The 24,100-nt window shown below is 41.4% G+C and carries 20 protein-coding genes, 1 tRNA gene and 1 riboswitch; of the genes, 7 read left to right on the top strand and 14 right to left on the bottom strand.

What is annotated here, in order from left to right; genetic code table 11:
* Nucleotides 1–2 precede the first annotated feature (2 nt).
* The 3 genes from HMPREF1154_RS07515 to HMPREF1154_RS07505 form a co-directional block, all read right to left on the bottom strand.
* On the bottom strand, nt 3–392 hold the full coding sequence (locus tag HMPREF1154_RS07515; protein WP_034567116.1) for an ExbD/TolR family protein: 390 nt from the start codon (nt 390–392) through the stop codon (nt 3–5).
* A gap of 5 nt (nt 393–397) precedes the next feature.
* Nucleotides 398–1,090, bottom strand: coding sequence for a MotA/TolQ/ExbB proton channel family protein (locus HMPREF1154_RS07510; protein ID WP_034567114.1), 693 nt, complete (start codon nt 1,088–1,090; stop codon nt 398–400).
* Between the two features lie 387 nt (nt 1,091–1,477).
* Nucleotides 1,478–2,008 (bottom strand): hypothetical protein, encoded by a 531-nt coding sequence (locus HMPREF1154_RS07505; protein ID WP_016419233.1) that lies wholly within the window; start codon nt 2,006–2,008, stop codon nt 1,478–1,480.
* 219 nt (nt 2,009–2,227) lie between these two features.
* On the opposite strand from HMPREF1154_RS07505, the gene HMPREF1154_RS07500 reads away from it, so the two are divergent.
* Nucleotides 2,228–2,301: transfer RNA gene (locus tag HMPREF1154_RS07500), tRNA-Met, on the top strand.
* 160 nt (nt 2,302–2,461) lie between these two features.
* Here the strand turns inward: HMPREF1154_RS07500 and HMPREF1154_RS07495 are convergent.
* From HMPREF1154_RS07495 to trpS, 4 genes are all read right to left on the bottom strand, one after another.
* On the bottom strand, nt 2,462–3,853 hold the full coding sequence (locus tag HMPREF1154_RS07495; RefSeq protein ID WP_009641962.1) for a decarboxylase: 1,392 nt from the start codon (nt 3,851–3,853) through the stop codon (nt 2,462–2,464).
* Nucleotides 3,854–4,236: 383 nt separating this feature from the next.
* A complete protein-coding gene (locus tag HMPREF1154_RS07490; RefSeq protein ID WP_009641988.1) occupies nt 4,237–5,427 on the bottom strand; it encodes an OmpA family protein in 1,191 nt (396 codons plus the stop codon).
* Between the two features lie 131 nt (nt 5,428–5,558).
* Nucleotides 5,559–7,472: a LysM peptidoglycan-binding domain-containing protein gene (locus HMPREF1154_RS07485; protein WP_009641994.1), complete on the bottom strand. Its 1,914-nt coding sequence runs from the start codon at nt 7,470–7,472 to the stop codon at nt 5,559–5,561.
* Nucleotides 7,473–7,483: 11 nt separating this feature from the next.
* Nucleotides 7,484–8,455 carry a tryptophan--tRNA ligase gene (gene trpS, locus HMPREF1154_RS07480; protein WP_009641987.1) on the bottom strand — a complete coding sequence of 324 codons (972 nt, stop codon included), beginning with the start codon at nt 8,453–8,455 and terminating at the stop codon, nt 7,484–7,486.
* A 148-nt stretch (nt 8,456–8,603) separates the two neighbouring features.
* Between trpS and smpB the strand changes: the two genes are divergently transcribed.
* The 3 genes from smpB to HMPREF1154_RS07465 all read left to right on the top strand — a co-directional run bounded on the left by smpB (nt 8,604) and on the right by HMPREF1154_RS07465 (nt 12,129).
* Nucleotides 8,604–9,062, top strand: a complete 459-nt coding sequence (gene smpB / locus HMPREF1154_RS07475) for an SsrA-binding protein SmpB (protein WP_009641955.1) — start codon at nt 8,604–8,606, stop codon at nt 9,060–9,062.
* Nucleotides 9,063–9,122: 60 nt separating this feature from the next.
* Nucleotides 9,123–9,773, top strand: a complete 651-nt coding sequence (locus HMPREF1154_RS07470; RefSeq protein ID WP_050999710.1) for a tRNA1(Val) (adenine(37)-N6)-methyltransferase — start codon at nt 9,123–9,125, stop codon at nt 9,771–9,773.
* Between the two features lie 49 nt (nt 9,774–9,822).
* Nucleotides 9,823–9,913: riboswitch (TPP riboswitch) on the top strand.
* A 107-nt stretch (nt 9,914–10,020) separates the two neighbouring features.
* Entirely contained in the window at nt 10,021–12,129 is a 2,109-nt protein-coding gene (locus tag HMPREF1154_RS07465) for a TonB-dependent receptor (RefSeq protein ID WP_009641984.1), read from the top strand.
* A gap of 200 nt (nt 12,130–12,329) precedes the next feature.
* Here the strand turns inward: HMPREF1154_RS07465 and HMPREF1154_RS07460 are convergent, their stop codons facing one another.
* The 3 genes from HMPREF1154_RS07460 to greA all read right to left on the bottom strand — a co-directional run bounded on the left by HMPREF1154_RS07460 (nt 12,330) and on the right by greA (nt 15,210).
* Complete coding sequence (locus tag HMPREF1154_RS07460; RefSeq protein ID WP_009641967.1) at nt 12,330–14,144, bottom strand: GNAT family N-acyltransferase; 1,815 nt, start codon at nt 14,142–14,144, stop codon at nt 12,330–12,332.
* 195 nt (nt 14,145–14,339) lie between these two features.
* Nucleotides 14,340–14,729, bottom strand: a complete 390-nt coding sequence (locus HMPREF1154_RS07455; RefSeq protein ID WP_009641990.1) for an HIT family protein — start codon at nt 14,727–14,729, stop codon at nt 14,340–14,342.
* A gap of 10 nt (nt 14,730–14,739) precedes the next feature.
* On the bottom strand, nt 14,740–15,210 hold the full coding sequence (gene greA / locus HMPREF1154_RS07450) for a transcription elongation factor GreA (RefSeq protein ID WP_009641959.1): 471 nt from the start codon (nt 15,208–15,210) through the stop codon (nt 14,740–14,742).
* A gap of 361 nt (nt 15,211–15,571) precedes the next feature.
* Here greA and HMPREF1154_RS07445 point away from each other — a divergent pair, with 361 nt between their 5' ends.
* From HMPREF1154_RS07445 to HMPREF1154_RS07435, 3 genes are all read left to right on the top strand, one after another.
* Nucleotides 15,572–16,237, top strand: a complete 666-nt coding sequence (locus HMPREF1154_RS07445) for a porin family protein (protein WP_009641948.1) — start codon at nt 15,572–15,574, stop codon at nt 16,235–16,237.
* A 63-nt stretch (nt 16,238–16,300) separates the two neighbouring features.
* Nucleotides 16,301–17,821 (top strand): carbohydrate-binding domain-containing protein, encoded by a 1,521-nt coding sequence (locus tag HMPREF1154_RS07440; protein WP_009641954.1) that lies wholly within the window; start codon nt 16,301–16,303, stop codon nt 17,819–17,821.
* Between the two features lie 126 nt (nt 17,822–17,947).
* The gene (locus HMPREF1154_RS07435) at nt 17,948–18,925 is read left to right on the top strand and encodes a DUF4837 family protein (protein WP_009641999.1); all 978 of its coding nucleotides are present in this window, start codon (nt 17,948–17,950) and stop codon (nt 18,923–18,925) included.
* On the opposite strand, the gene HMPREF1154_RS07430 is transcribed toward HMPREF1154_RS07435, so the two are convergent.
* From HMPREF1154_RS07430 to nadE, 4 genes are all read right to left on the bottom strand, one after another.
* A complete protein-coding gene (locus HMPREF1154_RS07430; RefSeq protein WP_009642012.1) occupies nt 18,922–19,596 on the bottom strand; it encodes an SDR family NAD(P)-dependent oxidoreductase in 675 nt (224 codons plus the stop codon). The two genes, HMPREF1154_RS07435 and HMPREF1154_RS07430, sit on opposite strands and share 4 nt — an antisense overlap.
* A gap of 4 nt (nt 19,597–19,600) precedes the next feature.
* Nucleotides 19,601–20,779 (bottom strand): serine hydrolase domain-containing protein, encoded by a 1,179-nt coding sequence (locus HMPREF1154_RS07425; protein WP_157231257.1) that lies wholly within the window; start codon nt 20,777–20,779, stop codon nt 19,601–19,603.
* Between the two features lie 101 nt (nt 20,780–20,880).
* Entirely contained in the window at nt 20,881–22,980 is a 2,100-nt protein-coding gene (locus HMPREF1154_RS07420; RefSeq protein WP_009641971.1) for a carboxy terminal-processing peptidase, read from the bottom strand.
* A gap of 333 nt (nt 22,981–23,313) precedes the next feature.
* Nucleotides 23,314–24,084 (bottom strand): NAD(+) synthase, encoded by a 771-nt coding sequence (gene nadE / locus HMPREF1154_RS07415; RefSeq protein WP_009641951.1) that lies wholly within the window; start codon nt 24,082–24,084, stop codon nt 23,314–23,316.
* Between the last annotated feature and the right edge of the window lie 16 nt (nt 24,085–24,100).

The following is a 24,100-nucleotide window of genomic DNA, read 5'->3' as shown; positions in this document are numbered from 1 at the left end:
TATTACTTAGGTCGTACGGCTAAGATAAGTTTGTACTGATTCTGATTGGCTATATCCATAATAGATACTGCATTTTCTATAGGCACACTCTCCTCGACTCTTAGGATAATGGTAGGGTTTTCCACTCCAGAGAGGGCTGCCTTGAGCTCTGTCTCCATCTGAGAGGGTTCCACTTGTTTGTTATTGACAAAATATTGCAAATCCTTATTGATACTTACCGATACATTTTGAAAGCTTGAGGATTTGCCATGTGCTTTAGGCAGTAGCATATCCAATACCTTAGGATTGTTAGAGGCGGTAAGCATAAAGAAAATAAGCAATAGAAAGACAATGTCCGTCATAGAGGACATGCTAAATTCGGGAGTTACTTTATTGCTTGACTTGATACTCATTATTACTAAATTGGTTCGTTCAACATGTCCAAGAAATCAACCGTAGTGGCTTCCAGCTTTTGAGTAACATTGTTAATACGCATTACCAAGTGGTTATAAGCCAAATAAGCTATAATTCCCACAATAAGCCCTGCTACGGTGGTGGTCATCGCTGTATAGATCCCGCCCGCCAAGATACTCATATCGGCCTGTCCCCCACTGGTAGCCATAGCATGGAAGGACATGACCATCCCTACTACTGTACCCAAAAAACCTATCATAGGCCCGACCCCAGCAAGGGTGGCTAGCAAAGAAACATTCTTCTCCAACTTATATACCTCCAAAGAACCTGTGTTCTCTATAGCCTTGTGAATATCATCAATAGGCTTTCCAATACGAGAGATTCCCTTGCTCACAAGACGTGCCACTGGACTATTGTACTGAAGGCAAAGATTCTTGGCGGCTTCTATACGCCCAGAGGAGATGTTGTCACGAATAGCATTCATAAAATTAGCATCTATTCGCTTGGCCGAGCTAATGGCAAAAGTTCTTTCAAAATAGATATAAAGAGCAGTGGCCAACATCAGAAATAAAATCCCTATGATAATCGTATTGGCCAATCCCCCATTGAAAATCAGATCCATAATAGAGAGACTTTTCTCTTGTAGCTCTGAGGTTGTCTGCGCTGTAGTTCCTGTATTTGCTTGTAAAAATAACATATTTCTTTTAAATTGGTTTTAGGGACAAAAGTACATCTTTTCTTTATAAGAAAATTGCTTTTTAATATTTTTATCACTTTACCTTTTCAAAATATAATACCCTTAACAAATTTACCCCCTTGAAAAAACCTCAAAATATAGCCTCTAATTTCTTGATTTAATTTTTAACATATATTTATATTTGCATCTGCTTGCTATTTCAAAAAATATGCGTAACTTTGCACACGGAATAAGGAAGTAAGTTTCTCATTAGAAACAGCCTTACAAAAGAGACCTAGAGAAAGAGAATTACAAAAAGAGTAATTCGCTTATTAAAGATAATCTTATAATTGTTTAGTTTTTTCACGAAAGTCCGAGCTACGAAAGTACTCGGATTTTTTCTTTATTCTATTTCTCTAATTTGTAAAGTACCATTTTTATCTTACCTCCTGCAAGACTATTTAGCGTATATTTTTTAGAATCTTCTGTATAAAATAGACCTATTCCTCCAAGAGCTGTATTAGGACAAAGAAACTCTTGTTGTGCCTCATTTTTTTCTATCTTCCAACTATTCTCTCCAAAAGAAGTAGTTTCTTTCAGCAAAGCAAACTGTACTTCATTAGGTAAATCTGCCGTTCTAAAACAAATATTTACTCTTCTGAAAGGTAAACTAAAAGAAGAATAACCAGCTCCTATGGTATAAGAAACATCGACTAAGGTTGTTGCAATAGTTTTACCTTCATATTGAAATTCCACAATATAAGCAAGAATATTTTCCAACTTATATTTCTTAATCTCATTGTAGTTAAACTCTCCAAATCCTTGGCTTGTTTTCGTTGCTAATACATTTACTTCTTCATCAGTTAGCTTTGTTTGTTTTAGCTGCCCATAACTAAAGGCACTAAAGAATAATACCAAAAAAAATAGGATCTTTCTCATTTGCTTTTAGAATTTTAGTTTTGTTCTATATGTAACTCTTTAATAGGCAAATATACCACTTCTATCGAGAAACACCAAACAAAAATAGGAGTTTAACAAATATAAAAATCCATTGCAAATCCTTAGTACTAAACGACTTATATTTTTATAAATAAAAATGTTAGATATAATTTTGTATATATCAAAAAAAGTTGTACTTTTGCACCCGAAAACACAAACGGCGAGGTAGCTCAGGTGGTTAGAGCGTTGGATTCATAACCCAAAGGTCACGGGTTCAAATCCCGTCTTCGCTACAAAGTAACAGACCCCGATAAGCGAAAACTTATCGGGGATTTTTTTATTCCCAATCCACTGTACAAAGTGAGTATATCGGTAGGTACCTATAAGAAAGAATCTTCTTGCCACACTTAGTAGCAAGAAGATTGAAAAATATGAATATATCAGAGACAAGTGTCAGTAGCCTAATATCTTAAGCATTTCTTCTGCTTTTTGCTGCTCCATGAAAAGGCGAGAGGTAATCTCCCCGTCCTTATTCTTATCAATAAGAATAATCTTAGGCTGGGGAATTAAGCAGTGCTGCAACCCTCCTACACCTCCTATTGAGTCCTGATAAGCACCAGTATTAAAGAATCCAATATACAAGGGTTTATTCTTGTTATACTTAGGTAGATAAATAGCATTCATATTCTGTTCGCTATTGTAATAATCATCTCCATCACAAGTAAGCCCTCCTAAGAGTACACGCTCATACTCATCATTCCAACGATTGATAGGCAAGAGCACAAAGCGCTTATTAATCGCCCAAGTATCGGGAAGGGTCGTGATGAAGGAAGAATTGATCATATTCCATTTTTCACGATCATTCTGCTGTTTTTGGTACATAATCTCATAGATAGCTCCTCCTGCCTCGCCTACAGTAAAACTTCCAAATTCAGTAAATATATTAGGCACAGGCACCTTTTCCTGTTCGCAAGCTATTTTTATCTGGCGAATGATTTCATCTACCATATAAGCGTAATCATACTCAAAAGCGAGGGAAGTCTTTATCGGGAAACCTCCCCCTATGTTGAGACTATCAAGCTCAGGGGCTACTTTCTTAAGCTGAATATACACCTTTAGACACTTAAGAAGCTCATTCCAATAGTAAGCATTATCTTTTATCCCCGTATTAATAAAGAAGTGCAACATCTTGAGTGTCACCTTTTTATTATCCTTTATCTCTCTATTATAGAAAGGAACGATATTCTTGTAACCAATTCCCAATCTACTGGTATAGAATTCTGAACGAGGATCTTCCTCTGAGGCTATACGTATTCCTATATTATAGTTCCCCTTTATCTTTTGATCAAAAAGATTAATCTCTTCATAATTATCAATAATAGGCATACACCTATCATATCCTCTATTGACCAAATCGGCTATTCCATCTATATAACCATCACGCTTAAATCCATTGCAGAGGATATAATTCTCTTTGGTAATCAGCCCTTCATTAATCAGATTATTGATGATATTAATATCAAAAGCCGAAGAGGTTTCCATATGGATATCATTCTTGAGAGCTTCGACCATCACATGCTTAAAATGGGAACTCTTGGTGCAATAGCAATAATTATAAGCACCTTTGTATTTGTGCTTTTTGATGGCTTTCTCAAACCATTTTTTAGCTTTTTGGATATTCTCTGAAATCTTAGGTAGATACATGAATTTCAGTGGCGCCCCATAACGGCGTACCAATTCCATGAGGTCTATATCATGGAAACGAAGTTCATCTCCCTCAAGGGTAAATTCGTCCTGAGGGAAATAGTAAGTTTGGTCTATTAAGTCAATATATTTATTTTTCATTTTATTTTCGTATTTATCTTAGTTGTTGAAATGAAGTAGTAAGGAAATAAATAGAAAATAAAACTCAAATTCTCAAAGGAACATACTTCTTCTCCGTCTTCTGTAATATCATTTTAGTAGATAAAGTAGAGAAAAAAGAAAGCACCTTAGCTTTTAGTATAAGCAAAGGGATGATCAGTACATCATACACTGAGGGAGGCTCAATAGGTTTATTCATTGATTATCAAACAATTATACACTCAATTAACAAACTTAAATTTTGTTCAATACAATGGGGCAAATATACTACTTTTCTGAGAATATGAAAAAATTTTTTTACAAAAAAAGCCACCCCATGGGGTGGCTTTAAAAATATTTTTTTAATTATTTTTTTCGAAAGTTAGTTATTTTATTTCGAAAGTTACACGACGTGCAAGTTGACGAGCGTTAGCAGAGTTTGCATTAACGGTCTTATCTTCACCTCTTCCTTCGAAAGAAAGTTGAGAAGCGTTGATACCTCTATCAACCAAGAGTTTCTTGATTACTTCAGCACGTCTGTTAGACAATTTTTGGTTGTAGTCTGCACTGCCTTTTTCGTCAGCATAACCAATTGCTTTCACGCTAGCACCTGAATTTTGTTTCAAGTAGTTAGCTACGAAATCAACAGCCCACAAAGAAGATTTCTGAGGTTCTGAAGAGTTGAAATCAAAGTATACATTGATGTAACCTTTTTCGATAAGCTCACGAGCAGATTCTCCAGTGTAGTTAGTTGGAGCAGATGAACCAGAAGATTGGTTAGCTAAGCTACCATATTTTTCATTGATGTAGTTTTCAACTTCATCAGGTACACGGTTACCGTTGGTGTCAACCATCTTATCTTCTTTGTTGTCAAGTCTCTTAGCAAGTTCAGCTACGCTGTTTTCAGCTTTAGCTACACGCTCAGCAAGTTGGCCATCAGCAGCTGCTTGGCTGTACCAGTCTGCATGAACGAGGTTCTTTCCTAAGGCTACTTGCAAACCAACAGTACCTGTAAAGTTTAATGTCTGGAAACCACGTCTGTTTGTTGCAGAAAGACCATCAAATGTTCTGTTTTGTCTTGCATAGAAGTATACAGATCCATCTACTAGCAAAGATACGCGGTTGCTAAGACGTATTTGTGGAGTAAGACCTGCAGTAACAAAACCTATATTGTCAGCCTTAGGAATATAGTCTCCCTTAAGTTGTCCTATACCCACACCTGCATGTGCTAGCAAGCCAAGATCACGAGTCCAGTCTTCAAATGAAAGTACGCGGCCTAAGTTAGCCACTCCTTGTAAGTTAACATTCCAAATATTGGAATTAAATTCAGGAGATTTTTTTCCTTCTACGAACTTGTCATAGCCACCTCCTAATCTCAAACCAAATTTGTTATTGAACATATAACGAACGCCTCCATTAAGTGTCCAAAAACTTGGTGTCTTTGTCGAATATCCTGATGTAAATCCTACAGTTGGTTTGTTAACACCAAAATTTACATCTACCGACCATTTGTTGTATTCTTGAGCATTTGCACCCAAGGCTACAAGAGCTGTCAAAGCTAGAATTTGCTTTCTCATAAATGTGATTTTTAATTCTAATTAAATTTCATTAACGTGGGAGCAAAGGTAAAACATTTTTTGATTTCCACAAAGAAAAAATGAACCTTTTTACTAATTCATTTGTTATTTATGATTTTATTAATTATTTTCTAATAAATTTCACTTATTTGTAGATCTTCATAACGAAGTATATACACGGCTCGGTTTTCATACCCTCCTCCTTTGGACGGATTCTTTATGTACTGAAACTTATTCTCTTGGTAAGAGGTTTCTCCTATATTGGCCTCTTTTAAGAAATTCCCACTGAGACTGGTTCTTAGTACTGCATCCATGGTAAGATCAAACCCTCGAAAGGCATACTTACTAGGGGATATTTTATAAGTTTTGAAATATTTGCTTATAAAGGTATTCGTCTCCCCTGCATACCTATTGGCCGCAGGATAGGTGAATTTCAAAGCGGAAAGTTGGCTATTGGAAATACTATTATGGTCATAGGCATCCCCCTTATCCAAGGTTGCCATGATGATGTTGTAGTTCTTATTCTTGGCCGACATGCCTGCCGTATTGTATAGAATACGGATCACATCGGAAAGGAAAACGACATCATCGGAGGAGACAAACACGATATTGGTAGCTCCCTTGACCAAGGCACTTTGTATACCTTGTATATTATCTACACTCTTGGCTTGCAGGAAGGATGATTGCAATTTCTCATTCATGTCCTTACTCTTGGCATCTGAAAGTAATATGATATTGGCATCAGGGTATTTCTGATATATGAAACTAATCATGCTGTTCTGTTGTACTTCTATAGTGGGTACTGTTTGGAACACATTGGGGCGCAACTCTATATTCTTATTGGAGAGCGGTGCCAATATAGCGGTATTATCGTCGGTGATTACCTCTGAAAGGGCATTGAAAGCCGAAGGGGCAAAAGGCCCTATGATCACTTGTGAGTTCTTCAGTGCTTCACTGGAGGAAATCGCCTTCACGCCTTGTACACTTCCGTTGCTATCATATACATTGACAGTAAGAGAAAAACCCATTTTCTGCAAAGAATCCAAAGCTATCAAAGCTCCTGAATAAAAGTCGGCAGCCACAGCAGTCATCCTTTCTTTTTGTAGTTTTCCCTTGATATCAGCTATGTTACCTGCTTGGATACTATTAACTCTAAAGGGCAATACGAAGGACACTCTTTTGGTATTGGCTGGCTGCATACCTGCTTTTACTTTGGGATTAGCATCGGTATTGTTGGCCATACCTATTTGTGAAAGTCCTGCAGTGGCTACATAATCTAAGAAATTACTCTTAGGAATCCAGATTTGTGCTTCGAGCTTGATCCCATCCTTAAGTTCTGGGTTGAGTTTCTCTAATTCTTTTTGAGAAAGGCCGAACTTGCGTTCCAAGCTCATGAAGCCCTCTCCTTTCTCTACTTGGTAGAGAACCAAGGCCTTATCGGTAGTTACCTGTGGCACTCCCGTTACCCCTGCTGGCACCCATATCTCCATACCTTCTTTTAGCGGATTGGGCAGATTAGGGTTGAGCTTCTCCAAAGCCTCCTGAGTGATTCCATAGTTCTGGGCAATGCGCCATATCCCCTCCCCTGGTTTTACCACATACTTAGTAAGACCTTCTTTGCCCTTGGTAATCTCCTTGGCAACTTCTTTATAGACTGGTATGGTCAACTCCTGTCCTTTGCGTAATTCTTTCTTATATAGCACTATATTATAGCGTCGCAAATCGTCCTGAGTAACGCCATACTTCTGTGCCAGTCCGTAGAGGGTTTCTTTGTCTTTCACCTCATGAGTCTGAAATCCTGAGGGTTGCTTTTTATTAAAATAGCTCACTTCTTCCCCTGGCAAAAGCAGAATCATTCCCTTTTGTAGTCCTTTTTCTGCTAAGGCAGGATTTAGTGACTTTATATCATTGGGCGAAAGGCGATAGACTTTCGCTATATTCTCCAAGGTATCTCCTTCTTTGACCGTATAGCTAATGTGCTGCTTGGTCTGTGCCAAAAGAGGTATACCTATAAGAATTGATAACAATAGTAATATTTTTCTCATCTTATTGCTTTTTACAAATAACCTAATTTTTCTCTGACTCTTCTGAGTGTCTGCTCAGCTACCTTTGTAGCTTTTTCTGCGCCTTGCTTTAGGATCTCATCTACCTTAGAGAGGTGCTCCATATAGTAGGCGAATTTTTGACGTGGCTCAGCAAATTTTTCTAAGATAAGCTCATAGAGTGCTGTTTTGGCATGTCCGAATCCATAATTCCCTGCTCTATAATTCTCAGCCATCTGTGCAACTTGCGCTTGAGAAGCCAAAAGCCTATAAAGACTAAAGACGTTACAATGTTCTGGATCTTTAGGTGCCTCCAAGGGGGTACTATCAGTCTGTATAGACATGATTTGCTTTTTGAGTTCCTTCTCTGGCAGGAAGATATTGATATAGTTGCGGCGGGATTTGCTCATTTTCTCTCCATCGGTACCTGGAATAATCATGATATCTTCTCGGATGCTCTCCTTCGGTAGGACAAAAGTCTCACCCATTTGGTAATTAAATCGAGAGGCTACATCGCGGGTAAACTCCAAGTGCTGTAATTGATCTTTGCCTACAGGTACGACCTCTGCATCATAGAGCAGTATATCGGCAGCCATAAGCATAGGATAGGTGAACAGCCCTGTATTGACATCCTCCAAGCGATCGGCCTTGTCCTTGAACGAATGGGCTAAGGTCAGGCGCTGGTAGGGAAAGAAACAAGACAAGTACCAAGCCAGCTCAGTGGTATGGGGCACATCGCTCTGTCTGTAGAAGGTTACACGCTCATAGTCTAAGCCAAAGGCAAGCCAAGTGGCAGCCACTTCATAGGTGTTTTGTCTTAGCTGCTTTCCGTCCTTTATCTGAGTGAGTGAATGCAAGTCGGCTATAAACAAAAAAGACTCATTACGAGTGTCTTGTGCCATTTGCAAGGCGGGTAATATTGCCCCTAATAAATTCCCTAAGTGTGGGGTGCCTGTGCTTTGAATACCAGTAAGTACACGTGCCATAGATCTATTTCCTAAAAGAATAACATTTTTTTAATGGTGCAAAAATACAACTTTTAATTCACATAGAAGCGTTTTTACATAAAAATAACGTATCTTTGCCCCTCTATTTAGGAGGGTGTTTTATTATGCTCTCCCTATTGCTTTAACTATGCAAAACAACGTCAATATACAGAACAAACGCGCGCGTTTCGAATACGAAATCTTAGACAAATATATAGCGGGTATCGTCCTAAGAGGTACCGAGATTAAGTCCATACGCTTGGGAAAGGCTTCCATTGCGGAGAGCTTCTGCGAATTCAACGAAAAAAGCGAACTCTTTGTCATCAATATGACCATAGAGGAATACGCTTGGGGTACTTATTATAACCATAAGCCTAAAAGTGAGCGCAAACTACTACTGAAGAAGAAGGAACTCCGCAAACTACACAAGGAAGTGAAGAATACAGGGCTTACTATAGTCCCCTTACGCGTCTTTTTAAGTGAAAAGGGATTTGCTAAGATGGAAATTGCTTTGGTTCGTGGTAAAAAACTACACGACAAACGCGAAACGATCAAGGACAGGGATAACAAGCGCCAAATGGATCGCATCAAGAAGGCTTACCAATAGTATATCACCTTGAGTATCTTCCGCTTCAAACAGTTTTCAGTATCGCAGGAGCACTCCCCTATGAAAGTGGGTACCGATAGTGTGCTCTTAGGAGCTTGGACACCTGCCAAGACGCCCTCTCGTATATTGGATATAGGAGCAGGTAATGGGGTCTTATCCCTGATGATGGCGCAGCGATTCCCTGAGGCTCAGATATGGGCAATAGAGTGCCATAAGCAGGCCGCTCAAGAGTGCCAAGAGAATGTTTCGCTCTCTCCTTGGCCGCATATCAGGGTCGTTACAGCGGATATACGCCACTGGGAAGCTCCTGAAAAGTACGACCTTATCATCAGTAATCCGCCTTTTTTCTCTGAAAAAACGCTCTCTCCCAATAGCGAGCGTGCTCGTGCTCGCTCCAGTGAACACCTGCCTTTCTCTGACCTACTTTATTGTGTGGCAAGGCTGCTCTCCCCCACTGGAGTGTTTTCTGTGGTTATTCCTTATAAGGAAGCAACTGCTTTTATACAAATCGCCGCGCCTATGGGACTATATCCCATGCGTATACTACAGGTACAAGGTACCCCTGAGGCGCCTCTGAAGCGTAGTTTACTGCTTTTCTCTTTCCAAAAAACAGCCAATCCTCTTATAGAAACCCTTGTTATAGAAAAAGAGCGACACCAATATACACAAGAGTATCAAGAACTTACCAAAAATTTTTACTTAAAGTTCTAAACAGATTGTTAAACCATATCTTCTATTCAAAAACAATTCGTAATTTTGTGCTCGTCTCAAGGGGTGCTGTAAAAAGCTGAGATTATACCCATAGAACTTAGGCTGGTAATGCAGTCAAAGGAAAGAAAAATAAACTATCTGATTACTATATAATTTAAGTGGCTTATTTTTGCACCTGGGTAGCAAAAATAAGCCTTTTTTTAATCTGACAAATGATGCCCCTTCGTTTGTAAAAATATTCTTTACAATGAAAAAAGAATGGTTGTGTGGGGCGTTACTTCTCTCTCTTCACACATGGGCTCAAGAAGTCCCCACTGAGGTGGAAACTGACAAGCAACCTATTGCCTTGGATGAGGTGGTTGTACAAGCTGTACGTGCTAAAAAGTCAACTCCTGTGGCCTTCTCCAACGTTTCCAAAAAGGAAATCCAACAAAAAAATGCAGGCCAACAGCTGCCTTTGCTCTTAGACCATCTGCCCAATGTGGTCTCTGTCTCTGAAGACGGAAGTGGCTACGGGGCTACTGCCTTGTTCATCCGTGGTAATGATGCTTATCGTACCAATGTAACCATCAATGGAATTCCTTACAATGATGCGGAATCTCAAGGGGTTTTCTTCTACAACTTATCGGACTTTGCCGCCTCTGCCGAAAATATCCAACTTCAGCGGGGGGTGGGTACCTCTACCAATGGGGCGGGAGCTTTCGGAGCGAGCCTCAATGTGCTTACCGATGCCGTTTCCCAAAAGCCTTATGCCGAGATTGCTAACTATTTGGGTTCCTATACCACTCATAAGCATTCGGTAAAGCTATCCACTGGCAAACTCAATGATCGTTTTGAGGTTATGGGGCGTTTCTCCAAGATTAATTCTGATGGGTATATAGATCGTGCTACCTCTGACCTCAAGTCATATTTCCTACAAGGGGCTTATGCCGACGAACATACCTTAATCAAGGGACTCATCTTCGGCGGCAAGGAAAAAACTTATCTTACCTACAAGGGGATTTCCGCCGAGCAATTGGAAAAGGATAGGCGCTACAACCCTGCGGGAAAATATTCGGACAATGGGCAAACACGCTTCTACGACAATGAGACCGATAACTACCAGCAAGACCATGCCCAACTCCACTGGAGCGAAAAATGGAATCCTTATTGGCACAGCACACTTTCCTTTCACTATACCAAAGGGCGCGGCTACTGGGAACAAATGGACAATTGGGGTGATGCCAGAGGAAATTTTGTGATTCGTTATCAGTTGGACAACGATTTCTATGGAAGTGTGTTCTCTGTCAATTATCGCAAGGATGCCATTGACTTTATCGTAGGAGGGTCTGCCAATGTATATGAGGGTAATCACTATAACGAAACCCTTTGGGCGCAAAATGCAGGCACAGCTTATAAGGAAAGTACTACCCCTGTCTATGGTAACAAAAAAGAGGCGGCTGCCTTTGCTAAACTCACTTGGCAGGTAGCGCCTAAGCTAAGCCTCTTTGCCGACATGCAGTATAGGTATGTGCAATTTAAGTCTTATCTTAAAAAAGTGGATATCAACGAAGGACTCCCTATGCTAAATCCTAAGGCGGGAATCAGTTACCTCTTAGCCCCTGACCATACCCTCTATCTTTCTTTTGCTCATGCTACCAAAGAGCCTAACCGAAATGATTATAAGGAGTATGCTGAGAACAAGAAGAAAGGTGCCGAACTGCCTAAAGCGGAGAAAGTCAATGACTTCGAATTGGGCTGGCGATATAGTACAGATAAGGTAAAACTCAATGCCAATTTGTATTATATGCAGTACAAAGACCAACTGGTACTCACTGGAGATATTAATAAAACAGGCTATTCTCTTCGTCGCAATAGTGGAGAAAGCTATCGTGCTGGTATAGAGGTTGATGCAAATGTACTCCTTAGCCCTCAATGGCAATGGGCACCCAATGTCTCTTATAGTCAAAACAAGAATATTGAGTACAAAACCAAAGACCCTAACCAGCCAAATCAGTTTGTGAACTTGGGTACAACCCATATATCCTTCTCTCCGGACTGGGTAGTAGGCAATACCATTACTTTCATTCCTTTTGAGAACTTCCAGATGAGCCTCATCTCCAAATATATAGGCGAACGCTACCTTACCAATGAGAATGAGGACAACGCCAAGCTGGACGACTTCCTCGTGCATTCGCTCCATCTCTCTTATGAGCTTTTGCCTGAGAAGATCTGTAAGTCTGTGCTCTTCTCAGTGACAGCTAATAACATTCTCAATAAGAAGTATGTAGCCCATGGGCGATATAGTGGAGGCAAACCGCTTTACTTTCCTGCTGCTGAAATCAATGCCATGGCAGGGGTAACCCTCTCTTTCTAGGCTGTTCATAGCTTCTCATAAATGAATTTTAAAACACAAATCTTCTAACTATCTAAAACGCAACAAATTGCGTCTCTACATTAGCACTAGCTTAATTAGCATAGTCATCCGTAGAGACGCAATTTATTGTGTCTTAACAAATTAGGGACTCTATTCTTTACCCCCTAATCCATATTTATACAGTACTTCTTTTGTGGAGATTATTCTTTGTGAGAGATTTCTCCTCGCTCTATCTGCGATTGAAATTCTTCCATAGCAGGCTTTATGGTACTCTCCGGCAGGTCATCTATACGAATGTACATAAGGCCGTCTATGGCATTGTTAAACAAGGGATCTACATTGAAGGCAATGACCTTGGCATTTTGCTTGATGTACTTCTTAATCAGCACAGGCAAACGCAAGTTCCCTGGTTCCAACTCATCTATGATTTTGTCAAACTTGTTCAGGTCGGACTGGGTTTCGTCAAGGATAAAGTCCTTATCGGCATCTTTGAGCCTTACCTTGTATTCTTTCTTTGGCTTTACATACTGAGCAATGTAGGGGTCATAGAAGTTGGACTTCATGAACTCTATCATCAATGATTTGGAGAAATCCGAAAACTGATTGGAGATACTCACCCCCCCGAGCAGGTACTTATGTTCTGGGAAGTGTAAGGTGGTCAGCGCAATCCCTTTCCATAATAGGAATAAGGGCATAGGCTTCTGCTGGTACTCACTCACGACAAAGGCGCGCCCCATTTCTATCGTTTGTCGCAGCATGGTATTAAGTTCTGGGTCAAACCTAAAAAGGCTGTGGGTATAGAACCCATTGACACCATATAGGTCAAAGAAATCACTCCCCAAGCCCATACGATAGGCTCCTATGATGCGCTTGGTATCACTTTCCCAAAGGAAAAGATGGCGATAATAGGCATCATATTCGTCTAAGTCTATTGAGAGATTGGTGCCCTCGCCTACCTCGCGGAAGGTAAGTTCTCTAAGTCTCCCAATCTCTTGGAGTATATGGGGAATATCTTCAGCCTTGGCTAAAAAGATTTCATATTCCCTATGTTGTAATAAGCGAGTGCCATGCTGAGTGCGCAAGGTAGCTATTTCTCTCTCCAATACCTCTGGCTCCTGTGCTGGGACTATCTCCTGTGGGTCTTTGTTATCTCTGACCCTTATCATGGAAGCAAAGCTCTTAAATAGTTTCTTCTGATCGTAAGTATTTGATAATAAGTAGGTCTTCTTTCTCAAGAAGTTTGAGAACTCATAGAGATCTTCCATCTCTTCCTGTGTCTTGGGGGATATAGGTCGTCCTATACGTATGCCTATAGTCTTGTTCTTTTGGGAGAGCAACTCCGAAGGGAGCTTAGCGGTACGCAGCGTATCACTCTGCTTGGCCAATTGGTAGAACAGCGGACTGTTCTTGGCATGAAAGTAGATCGGCACTATAGGAACATTGGCTTTTTTGATGAGCTTCATGGCCGACTTGTCCCAGGTCTTATCCACATATATATTCCCACTAGGTTGAGTGGAGACTTCCCCCGCTGGGAATATCCCCAAAGGGAACCCTTCCTTAAGATGTGCCAACGCTTGCTTGAAGCCCATGAGGCTGGAAGAAACCTCTTTGTGATTCTCAAAGGGATTTACTTGAATGATGTAAGGGGCTAATGGTGCTATACGTGTCAATAGAAAATTAGCCATTATCTTATAGTCTGGGCGCTGTTCCAAAAGGATTTTAAGCAATAATATCCCATCCAAGCCGCCTAAGGGGTGGTTGGAAATAGTGATAAAAGGGCCTTCCTTGGGGATCTTTCGCAAGTCCTCTTCCCCTACCTCATAATGCACCTTGAACTCCTTGAGTAAAGCATCTAAGAATGCCACTCCTTCTAAGTGCTTGTTCCTATCATATATCCTATTGAGAGGAGCCAAACGCAACAGATGCAATAGCCCCCAGCCTGCAAAGGTGCCCACAAATCCAAATCGGTCTAACTTAGCTGCTTTTGCTAATTCCTTTGCCGTAATCAGTCCCATAAGTTATTGTAAATCATTATTTTAATTACTCAAACCCCATCTCTGAGGCCTGATGATTTCATCTATTTTTTCAAAATGCAAATATAAGAATTTTTTTGGAAAAAACATGCTTATTCTTTATCTTTCTCCTGATAAGAAAAAAACTTTGCCAAAGAGACTCTGGCAAAGTTTGTCAATAAACTATGATGACAGTTCTTACAAATAGGCTTTCACCTTATCGGCTACCTCTTGAAATTCTTCAGGGGTAAGCGCTACTTTTTCTTGGAAGGTCATCTCGCTCATCTGGCTGATTGGGATCAGGTGTATATGAGCATGATGTACCTCTAGCCCTACCACAGCCATACCTACACGCTCGCAGGGGATGGCCTTCTCTAGGGCGATGGCTATCTTGCGGGCAAACTCCAATAGTTCATGGTAACGCTCCTTGGGTAGGTCAAAGAGCTTATCCACTTCCTGTTTAGGAATACAAAGGGTATGCCCTATAGCATTGGGATTTATGTCCAAAAAGGCAAAACAGTGCTCGTCCTCTGCTATCTTATAGCAAGGGATTTCACCTTGGATAATTTTGGTAAAGATGGATGCCATATCTTAGTTTTTATCGGGTTATTTCTATAATTTCCATCTGTAGAGTGCCATTAGGTACCTTTATTTCGGCTATATCTCCTACGGATTTGCCTAGCAGGCCTCGTCCTATAGGGGAACTTACCGAGATCTTACCACTCTTAAGGTCAGCCTCACTCTCGGCCACTAGTGTATAGGTCATCACGGCATTGTTGGCCTTGTTCTTGAGCTTTACAGTGGAGAGGATTAGCACCTTGGAGGTATCCAATTGGGACTCATCTATCACACGGGCACTGGCTACCAGCTCTTCCAATTTTGCTATCTTCAGTTCCAAGAGACCTTGTGCTTCCTTGGCTGCATCATATTCTGCATTCTCTGAAAGGTCTCCCTTATCTCTGGCTTCAGCAATCGCTTGGGACGCACGAGGACGCTCTACATCGCGGAGTTGATCCAGTTCTGCCTTCAGTGCACGTAACCCTTCTTCGGTGTAATAAGCTACTTTCATGTTCTTTTTATGCTTTTTAGGTTGATTGATTAATAAAAAAATAACACCCCAGCAAAGTTCAATTAAGCTCACACTAATTTTCTCTCAACTGGAATGACGTGACTATTGATAATCAGCCGTATAACACTAAGCTATACAAACTGCTTACATAGGGGCAAAGATACAAACTTAATTCTATATCACAAGCAAAATCCCAAAAAAATTTTGTTTCGCTATTTCCCTTCTGATTAACTTTTATTCTTATTCTTTAACTTATGTCCCCGTGAATATCTTTTTTTAGAAACTACCCCTTTGAGTGTATATCGTTTTTATTTTTTTACTACTTTTGCACATTATTTTATTAATGACCAATATATTTCATATGAAAAGAAATATCTTATGTGTCCTTCTCTTCTTCTTTACGCTACTCTGCTCCGCTCAGGAATTTGATGTAGGGGTCAAGGGAGGGCTTAGCTATGTGAATCTCAGGGGTACCACTTCCGATGTCTCTACCTTCAAGGGCAAATGGGGTGTCTATGTAGGAGCCTACGGGGAACTCTTCTTAGGACGTATCTTCTCTCTACAGCTCGAAGTACTCTTTTCCCGACAGGGCGCCCGCTGGGAACGAGAAGGACTCCTGCCCAATGGTGAACTATATAAGGCGTCTCTGAATACTGATTATGTGAATGTACCTATACTGAGTGGAATCAAGCTCCATGAGAAGTTCTCCCTACAGGTAGGGGCACAGTTCGGTTTTCTAGCTGTAAAACCTGAAATAGGCTCAGAGGAACCTATTTTCTACAATGGAGCAAACTTCCTTGACAAGGGAATCTACCGTACTTTTGACTTTGCTGTCATTGTGGGCTGTAAGGTGCACATCACAGAGGACTTGGCCGCTGAACTACGCTATGTCAATTCCTTAACCAACTTATTTGACAAAGAGCACCCTGCCCTGAATACTACTGAGTTCGGCAATACCAATGTCTTCAGACACTCCTACCTCTCCATAGGAGTAGAATACCGATTAAAACAACTAACAATATTCTAATGTATCAAGGAGACAATTGTCTCATTAGCCAATTGACTCGTTGACGAATTAAACTATTTTAGCATGAAAAAACACTTACTTTTTTTACTAACTGTTTTATCTTTAACCACTTATGTCTCTTGTAGTGATGATGTAGATGACCGAATTCCCAAACGACGCCCTACCCCTCCTACCCCTTCCACTGAAAAGGAAATTCGCATTACACCCCTAACCGACTCTGCCGCTGACCCCCAAGGGGGGCGACAAAGAGGAGAAGACGCCAGCGACCTTCTCAGCAGCTATTCCTTTAACCAACAAGTACTAATTACCTTCTCAGAGGGCAATGTACAGGTAGAAGGTGCGGCCGATATCACCATAAGTAAGCAACAAGCACACCTGAGTATAATCTCCGCTGCTGAGCACATAGAGTATGTACTTTCTGGGACTGCCCACAATGGGAGCTTTAGCCTCTCCAGCACTCACCCCTACAAACTCACCTTACAAAACCTCTCACTGACCAATGATAATACGGTAATCAAACTTACTAGTAATAGCAAGGCTTTCCTGAATATTCCTTCAGGAACGACAAATACCCTTACCAATACCATCACCCCCAACGAGGGTGACGATGCTACTGTGCTCTATAACTTAGGCGCAGTTGTTCTCACCGGAGAAGGCAGTCTTTCCCTAAAGGGAGAAAAGAGTTCTGGCATCGTTTGCCAAAGTAGCTTGCGTACAGCACTTGTTGCCCAAGGTAAGCTCTCTATTGAAGCTAGAAAGGATGGTATCCGCAGCAAAACGGCCTACATAGGTGATGGAGGTACTATAATGGTAGATACCCAAGACAATGATGGACTGGGCAATGCTATTGTAGTTACCAACGGTCATGTGATTATCAATGACGGAGACTATACGCTCAAGGCTAAGAACAATGCGCTCATGGCTTCCCTCACCCAAAGAGAGACTGACCCTTTTATCACGATCAACGGGGGGACACTCTCCATTAGCGCTTGGGCAAAAGGAATCGTCTCTGCCAGCATAGTTACTTTGTCCAATGCCTACATCAACCTGAACTCTATAGAGACAGGCGTACAAGGTAGCAAGGGTATCTATATCAACAAAGGTCGCTACCTCTTGGAATCTACCTCTGGCAATACCTTAGAGAGTGAGCAATCATTTACCCTAACCGCAGGCCGTACCTTCCTTAGAAGTAGAGGCTCACAAACCCCTATCAATGTGCCTGCAACAGGTACCTTTGAAATCACTGGAGGAACACTCATTGCCACAGGAGGAAAACCCCTACAGAAGGCCCCTCTCAAGGAAGGCTCCCAGCCCTCCTTTGTTTTCTTTAAGAACTTTACTGCTCAAACGCTCCTACACCTGAGAGAGGGCGAACGTGAAGTCTTTACCTATCGTACTCCTATATCCATTGCTTACCTACTCTTTACCAGTGAAAAGCTCCAGGCCAACAAGAAATACCATTTCTACAAAGGAGGTATCATAAGAGAAGGGCAAGAGGAAAACAACCTCTACCACAATGGCTGGTATTCCAAACCTGATTCTTTGGTTACTTATTTCACAGCTAATAAAACGGTTAATCCTTAAAATCACATACCGTCAATTGTTATTAACGCTTTATCAAACCGAGTGTGTGTTAAATAAATAATAAATCTGAAGAAATTTTTATTTTTGGAACAATATTAGCTGTCACTAAGTGTTCAAACACTTCTTATGAAAAAATGTATCTTTGCGATTCTTATCTGTAGTCTCTTGTGGAGCTGCAAACAACAGAAAAAACAGTACTTGCCCGATTCGGTAGGGAGTATCAACTCCCTTACCATCGTCATGGATCCCCAGCTCTGGAATGGTATTGTAGGGGATAGCCTACGCAACTATTTTGCCTCTCCTGTGGAGGAGATTGCAGGGGCGAGAGAACCTATCTTTGATATCCAGCAAATCCCCGAAGATGTCTTTCAGGGCATGACCCGTGCAGGGAGAAATATCTTAGTGGTCTCCACTGATCACAAAAATCGTTTCCATATCAAGGATTCACTCTATGCCAAAGGCCAAAAAGTAGCCTTTCTCACAGGACAAACTACCGATGACCTCATCAGTGAAATACAACAATATGCACCCGTAATTATCCTCTCCTTCAAGGAGAATGAGATGCGTGAGGTAGAAAATCGTTTTAAGCAAACACTCAACAAAACCAAAGCTATAGAAGAGCGCTTAGGTATACAATTGACCTTCCCTTCTCTCTATCATATCGTAAAACAAGAAGGAGATTTCTTTTGGTTAGAAAGAAAAGTAAAAAATGGTACCGCCGATATTCTTATTTATGAGATGCCCAAAGGAAAAATTTGTTCCTCCGATAAGGATTGTACAAGTGCTATTATCCAGATGAGAGACTCCATTGGTAAGCGCTATATCCCTGGTCCTGAGGAGGGTATGTATATGATTACCAGCCCTGCCTTTGCCCCTACTTATAAGAGAATTCAAATAGGCCACTACCCAGCTATAGAAAGCAAAGGCTTATGGGAAGTGAAGGACTTCTTACTCGGCGGCCCTTTTAGCAACTACATTATAGAAGATCCCAAGCGAGACCGCTGCATTGTGATAGAGGGCTTTATCGCCGCCCCTGGCACCTCCAAGCGTGACCTCCTTTTTGAATTAGAGACTATTATCAAGTCTGTAAAGTTTTTAAACTAAGGCGTTGTAGAAGCAACTTGTAAAAGTTTCCCATTAAAATACGGATATTGGTGCAGTGCAAAATCCTTAATGTACTGCGCCATTTCTTTTGCCGTAACAGGAGCTTTATAATCAGCAAAGGCCTCCGAGAGCATCTCCGTCTGTACAGCTCCCAAAGCCAAACAATTGAAGTGCCATTGGGTTTCTTTGTATTCTTCAGCTAATAATTCTGTCAGGGCTATAAGGGCAGCCTTAGAAGAAGTGTAGGCGGAAAGTCCAGCAAACTTCATAGCGCCCTGTACCCCGCCCATACTGCTAATGGTAACTATATGTGCCTGGGCTTGGAGCAAAGGAAGCAAACACTGTATAAGCCTAAAGACGCCCAAGACATTCACCTCATACACCGCTTGTAGGTTTTTGGCAGAAATGGCCGCAAAAGGGGCATTGATGAGCTTGCCTGCATTGCTCACCACTATATCAAGACGTATGTTTTCCCTCTGCAAATAGGCTACCAGTTGTTGTAGGTCTGCCTCTTGGGTAATATCAAAGGGGATATAGGTAGTCCTCCCCTCTTTATACATTTTAGGATAGCTGCGAGAGAGGGCAAGCACGTTATGGCCTTCTGCTTCAAAGGCTTTGACAAGGGCTGCCCCTATCCCTCTGCTGGTTCCTGTAATCAAAACGGTCTTCATAGCTTTATTCTCTAACAGCTGTAACGTCAGCTTCTTTTACTTTGCGAATTACAGGATAGTTGGTAGTGGTGTATTGCTTATATTCCGCCCCCTTGAGGATACAATCCATGATACGGTGCATATATTCATCTATAGAAGGGTTGGTAGTGTTGAACAGAAATGCAAAAACTACTTCCTCCTTTGGATAGACATAGAACCATGCATATCCGCCTATACCATTACCTATATGGCCGTAGTAGGTACGTCCTTGCCAATCGGGTGCCGACTGCCAACCTATACCATAGCCTGTATAATCTCCATTATTAAGCCTTTGAGAGGTAAGCATCTGCTCTTGGTATTCGGGCTTTAGAAAGGCCTTACCTAGTACCGCCTGCCCTATCAGATTCACATCATAGGCTGTGGAGAGAAACCCTCCCCCTCCGAGCTTGAAGAAGTTATTGACCTCGCTGGTTCTTTTGAATTGCTTCTTCTTATCTGTCATATAGGGAATAGTCTGGTTGGGAGAAAGCCCTCCCATATCCGGAAAGGTATGATACATACCCAAGGGTTCCAATACATTGTGGGTTACATACCACTCAAAGGGCTCCTTTTTAGCCTCTTGCATAGCCAAAGAAATCAAGTTAAAATCATAACTATTGTAGAAATACTTCGTACCTGGCTCAAAGAGCAAGGGATCTTGGTCAAATACACTGATGCCTTCCTTGATACTCATAAAGCGGTTGAGCAATACCTCTTTGCCCTTGTAGGCACGTATGCCTGCCAAGTGGCCGGCCAACTGCTTCACGGTGAAGTCATAGGCTTTCTTAGGGAAATAAGGCACATAGTCATAGAGTGAGCAATCCCAGTCTATCCAGCCTTGCTCCTGCATCTTGGTAAGAGAAAGCCCTGTGAGTGTCTTGGAGACACTGGCAATCCTATAGAGGGTCTCTCTGGTATTGACAGGTGTTTTTTGCTCTATATCGGCATAGCCATAACCACGCTCCCATATAGGAAAACCACGCTTGGTCACACAGACAGCGATACTAGGGCTATAGTGCTCCTGAAGTAAGTAGTTGATCACCAATTCGGATTGCTGTATAGCTTTCTCTAGTGAGGTGATTTTGGATACATCTTCTGCAAAAATCTGTTTTTTGGTAATAGGTTGGGCAAATAGTTGCTGAAAAAATGTAAAAATAGACATCATTAAGGCGATTTTTATTTTCATAGCGCTTTTTTCCTCAAAAAAACGCTCCAAAGAGAACTCTTTAAAGCGTTAAATTAAAATCTAAATATTTAAAATTATGTTTACTTCACCAAATCGTTAAGTACTGATACTGCTTCCTCTACATACACGTCCTTTTGAAGGCTTTCATGCCAACGATCACGACGAATTTTTACATCTTCATTGGTTTTGGCTTTCTCTTCTTCGGCAGGGAGAGAGGCAAATTGTAAAGCTGATTTGTACTCAGTTAGCTCCTTAAACTTCTTAATCATGGCCTCACTCTCATCTACTTGTTTCTTATAGGCGTTGTATTCGAGCGAATAGGTATTTTCATCTTTTTGCTTTTGTACCCAGCGGGCATTCTCGTCTATGAGCTTGAATAGCGGGCTAACCTCTATACGCTTTTTGCTATTAGCTATAGCGGTAGCAAAGTTTTGGTTTTGCTTCCATGGCGTGAAAGCTACCTTGTGTATCTCGTCCCATGGCAGTGGGTTTTCTAGTTCTCGTTCCCCTACCTTGATATATTGATAACGGTCAGGAATCACTATATCACTATTTACCCCCTTAAGCTGGGTAGAACCACCATTGATACGGTAGAACTTCTGTCGGGTGAGCTTCACCGCTCCCATATCACCCAAAAGGTTATTGCGCACCTCACGGTTTAGGTCTATAAGCTCCTGTACAGTTCCTTTGCCAAAAGACTGCTTGCTACCAAGGATAATTGCTCGACCATAGTCCTGCATAGCAGCGGCTAAAATCTCAGAGGCTGAAGCCGATAGTTCATTGATAAGTATAATAAGAGGCTTGTCCCATTGTACAATCCCATCACTATCTTCCAATACTTGCATACTGTTGTTGGCACTGCGCACCTGTACGATAGGCCCTTCCTTGATAAAGAGACCACCTATCTCTACTACTTTGGAGAGTGACCCCCCACCGTTGTTACGCAAATCCAAGATGATACCTTCTGCATTGGCCTTCTTGAGCTTTTCTATCTCCAAGGCCATATCGGAAGCCGAGTTGCGCTCACGAGAGTTATTGAAATTGATATAGAACGAAGGCAAGTTAATCACTCCATAAGTATGTTGGCCGTCCTTAACAAGAGCTGATTTAGCAAAGGTTTCTTCTATCTCTACTACATCGCGCTTGATAGGTACCACCTGTATGCTACCATCCATACGCTTTACAGTAAGGCGTACCTCTGTTCCTTTCTTTCCCTTGATGAGCTTTACAGCATCCTCCAATCGCATCCCGATGACATCCACAGGATCATCACTTCCTTGTCCTACCTTAAGGATCAAATCACCTACTTCCAAGAGCTTGCCTTTCCATACAGGCCCTCCCATGATAATATCGGAGATACGTATCCCATCGGATTTCTTTTGAAGTACAGCACCGATCCCCTCGAATTTGCCTGAGATATCGCGGTCAAAACGTTCCTTTATGTCTGGGGCCATATAGCTCGAATGTGGGTCGGTAGCCTCCATATAGCTATTGAGGTAGATACCAAACCAATCGTCCTGAGTAAGGTCTTTATAAGAAAGAAACATCTCCTCAAAGGACTTCTGGGTTGCCTCCAATGCTTCCTTTTTAAGGGTTTCACTATCCTTGACTACATATTTGGCATCCTTTTCTTTTTTATCCTGCTCTTCTTTCTCTTTGATAAGTATATTGGAGAGTATAGAATACTTAATCAGTTTGCGCCAACGTTCTCTAAGGGCTTTTTTATCCTTGGTATAGGGAATTTTCTCATAGTCTAAGTCTATCGTCTCATCCTTGGAAAACTCATAAGGCTGTTTAAGAAGTTCTTCAGCGAGCTTATTGGCCTCCTCTATCCTTTCCTTCAGGCGGGTATAGGTAAGGGTAAAGAAAGAGATGTCCTTATTCTTAAGGTCATCGTCTAGTTTTGTTTCACTTTTCTTAAACTCATTGATATCCGATTGAACAAAATAGCGCTTCTGTGGGTCTAAGTACTGCAAATACGCCTTATAGACACGCTTAGAATAAGCATCGTCCAAGGTTCTTTGGCTAAAGTGTCCTCTTGAGATGAGGTATTCAATCACATCCATTAGGTAACGTTCTCTATCTCCCTCACCTGTAAGTTCCACTTTTTTACCTGTAAAACTACAAGAAGCAAAGGAGATGAGTCCTAAGAAGAAAAGAATAAAAATATTTTTTTTCATTGGTTGATTTAATAATCGGCAAAGGTACTACTTTATTGTGAGAATAAAATGTTTTTTATATTCTTTAACGATTCAATCTTCAGTCTTCAGTGGTTAGTGGTTAGTGGTTAGAAATTAGTAATGCGAATCAATAGTTAAAAATATCTGTATAATCTAATTCGTTAAGACGCAATAAATTGCGTCTCTACGGATAACTACGCTCATCAGGAGTTGTCTTAGCCAGCGTTAGGGTAGAGACGCAATTTATTGCGTCTTAGAAAGTTAGCAAATAATATTTTAACTATTGATTCGAATTAGTAGTTAGAGAACTGACAACTGACTGCTGACTGCTGACTACCGAATCTTACAAACGGGTATCGGCTGCATTTTATGTTGGTTAGCCTTATTCAGTCGCTTAAAGATGGAGAGCACTTGTGCTTGGCGAGGGGTGAGACCTTCCTCCTTGTGGCCTTCCTCTACAAAGGTCATTGCCCATTCCAGTTCGGGATAAGAAGCCCCCAGCTGGTCTTCATCGGTACGATCGTCACCAAAAAGGCCGTCGGTAGGGGGCGCCTGACGTATCTCAGGGATAATCTCCAAGTAGTCGGCCAGCTCATACACCTCACTCTTCATAAGGTCAGCTATGGGGCTGACATCTACCCCACCATCACCATATTTGGTAAAGAAGCCTACTCCAAAATCCTCTATCTTGTTGCCCGTACCCACTACCATATAACCATATAAGCCCGCAAAGTAGTAGAGCGTGGTCATTCTAAGGCGAGAACGTGTATTGGCCAATGCCAAAGTGTTATCCGTCTGAGCTGGAGGGATTTGCCCTACAAAGGTATCAAACACAGGGGTGAGATCCACCTCTAAGCTGCTTACATTGGGATAGCGCTCTTTAAGAAAATCTATATGAGCGCGTCCTCGGCTCACTTGGTTCGGGGCTTGGTGTATAGGCATTTCCAAGCACAATACAGGCTTACCCGTTTGGGCACATAGAGTGGAGACCACAGCGGAGTCTATCCCCCCAGAGATTCCTATAACCATGCCCTTGATACCTGTTTGCTGGAGGTAGTCCTGTAGCCACTCCACTATATGCTGTGTTACAGCTTGTGTATTCATAACAATAGAATTAAAG

Origin of the sequence: Capnocytophaga sp. CM59 (assembly GCF_000293175.1) — a bacterium.
Taxonomy (GTDB): Bacteria; Bacteroidota; Bacteroidia; order Flavobacteriales; family Flavobacteriaceae; genus Capnocytophaga; species Capnocytophaga granulosa.
The sequence above is the reverse complement of the archived record's forward strand: the minus strand, read 5'-3'. Positions and strand labels throughout refer to the sequence as shown.

Bases quoted from the DNA above. Each gene is read 5' to 3' on its own strand.
- HMPREF1154_RS07515 (WP_034567116.1), bottom strand. From the start codon at position 392: ATGAGTATCAAGTCAAGCAATAAAGTAACTCCCGAATTTAGCATGTCC.
- HMPREF1154_RS07510 (WP_034567114.1), bottom strand. From the start codon at position 1,090: ATGTTATTTTTACAAGCAAATACAGGAACTACAGCGCAGACAACCTCA.
- HMPREF1154_RS07505 (WP_016419233.1), bottom strand. From the start codon at position 2,008: ATGAGAAAGATCCTATTTTTTTTGGTATTATTCTTTAGTGCCTTTAGT.
- HMPREF1154_RS07495 (WP_009641962.1), bottom strand. From the start codon at position 3,853: ATGAAAAATAAATATATTGACTTAATAGACCAAACTTACTATTTCCCT.
- HMPREF1154_RS07490 (WP_009641988.1), bottom strand. From the start codon at position 5,427: ATGAGAAAGCAAATTCTAGCTTTGACAGCTCTTGTAGCCTTGGGTGCA.
- HMPREF1154_RS07485 (WP_009641994.1), bottom strand. From the start codon at position 7,472: ATGAGAAAAATATTACTATTGTTATCAATTCTTATAGGTATACCTCTT.
- trpS (WP_009641987.1), bottom strand. From the start codon at position 8,455: ATGGCACGTGTACTTACTGGTATTCAAAGCACAGGCACCCCACACTTA.
- smpB (WP_009641955.1), top strand. From the start codon at position 8,604: ATGCAAAACAACGTCAATATACAGAACAAACGCGCGCGTTTCGAATAC.
- HMPREF1154_RS07470 (WP_050999710.1), top strand. From the start codon at position 9,123: ATGAAAGTGGGTACCGATAGTGTGCTCTTAGGAGCTTGGACACCTGCC.
- HMPREF1154_RS07465 (WP_009641984.1), top strand. From the start codon at position 10,021: ATGAAAAAAGAATGGTTGTGTGGGGCGTTACTTCTCTCTCTTCACACA.
- HMPREF1154_RS07460 (WP_009641967.1), bottom strand. From the start codon at position 14,144: ATGGGACTGATTACGGCAAAGGAATTAGCAAAAGCAGCTAAGTTAGAC.
- HMPREF1154_RS07455 (WP_009641990.1), bottom strand. From the start codon at position 14,729: ATGGCATCCATCTTTACCAAAATTATCCAAGGTGAAATCCCTTGCTAT.
- greA (WP_009641959.1), bottom strand. From the start codon at position 15,210: ATGAAAGTAGCTTATTACACCGAAGAAGGGTTACGTGCACTGAAGGCA.
- HMPREF1154_RS07445 (WP_009641948.1), top strand. From the start codon at position 15,572: ATGAAAAGAAATATCTTATGTGTCCTTCTCTTCTTCTTTACGCTACTC.
- HMPREF1154_RS07440 (WP_009641954.1), top strand. From the start codon at position 16,301: ATGAAAAAACACTTACTTTTTTTACTAACTGTTTTATCTTTAACCACT.
- HMPREF1154_RS07435 (WP_009641999.1), top strand. From the start codon at position 17,948: ATGAAAAAATGTATCTTTGCGATTCTTATCTGTAGTCTCTTGTGGAGC.
- HMPREF1154_RS07430 (WP_009642012.1), bottom strand. From the start codon at position 19,596: ATGAAGACCGTTTTGATTACAGGAACCAGCAGAGGGATAGGGGCAGCC.
- HMPREF1154_RS07425 (WP_157231257.1), bottom strand. From the start codon at position 20,779: ATGATGTCTATTTTTACATTTTTTCAGCAACTATTTGCCCAACCTATT.
- HMPREF1154_RS07420 (WP_009641971.1), bottom strand. From the start codon at position 22,980: ATGAAAAAAAATATTTTTATTCTTTTCTTCTTAGGACTCATCTCCTTT.
- nadE (WP_009641951.1), bottom strand. From the start codon at position 24,084: ATGAATACACAAGCTGTAACACAGCATATAGTGGAGTGGCTACAGGAC.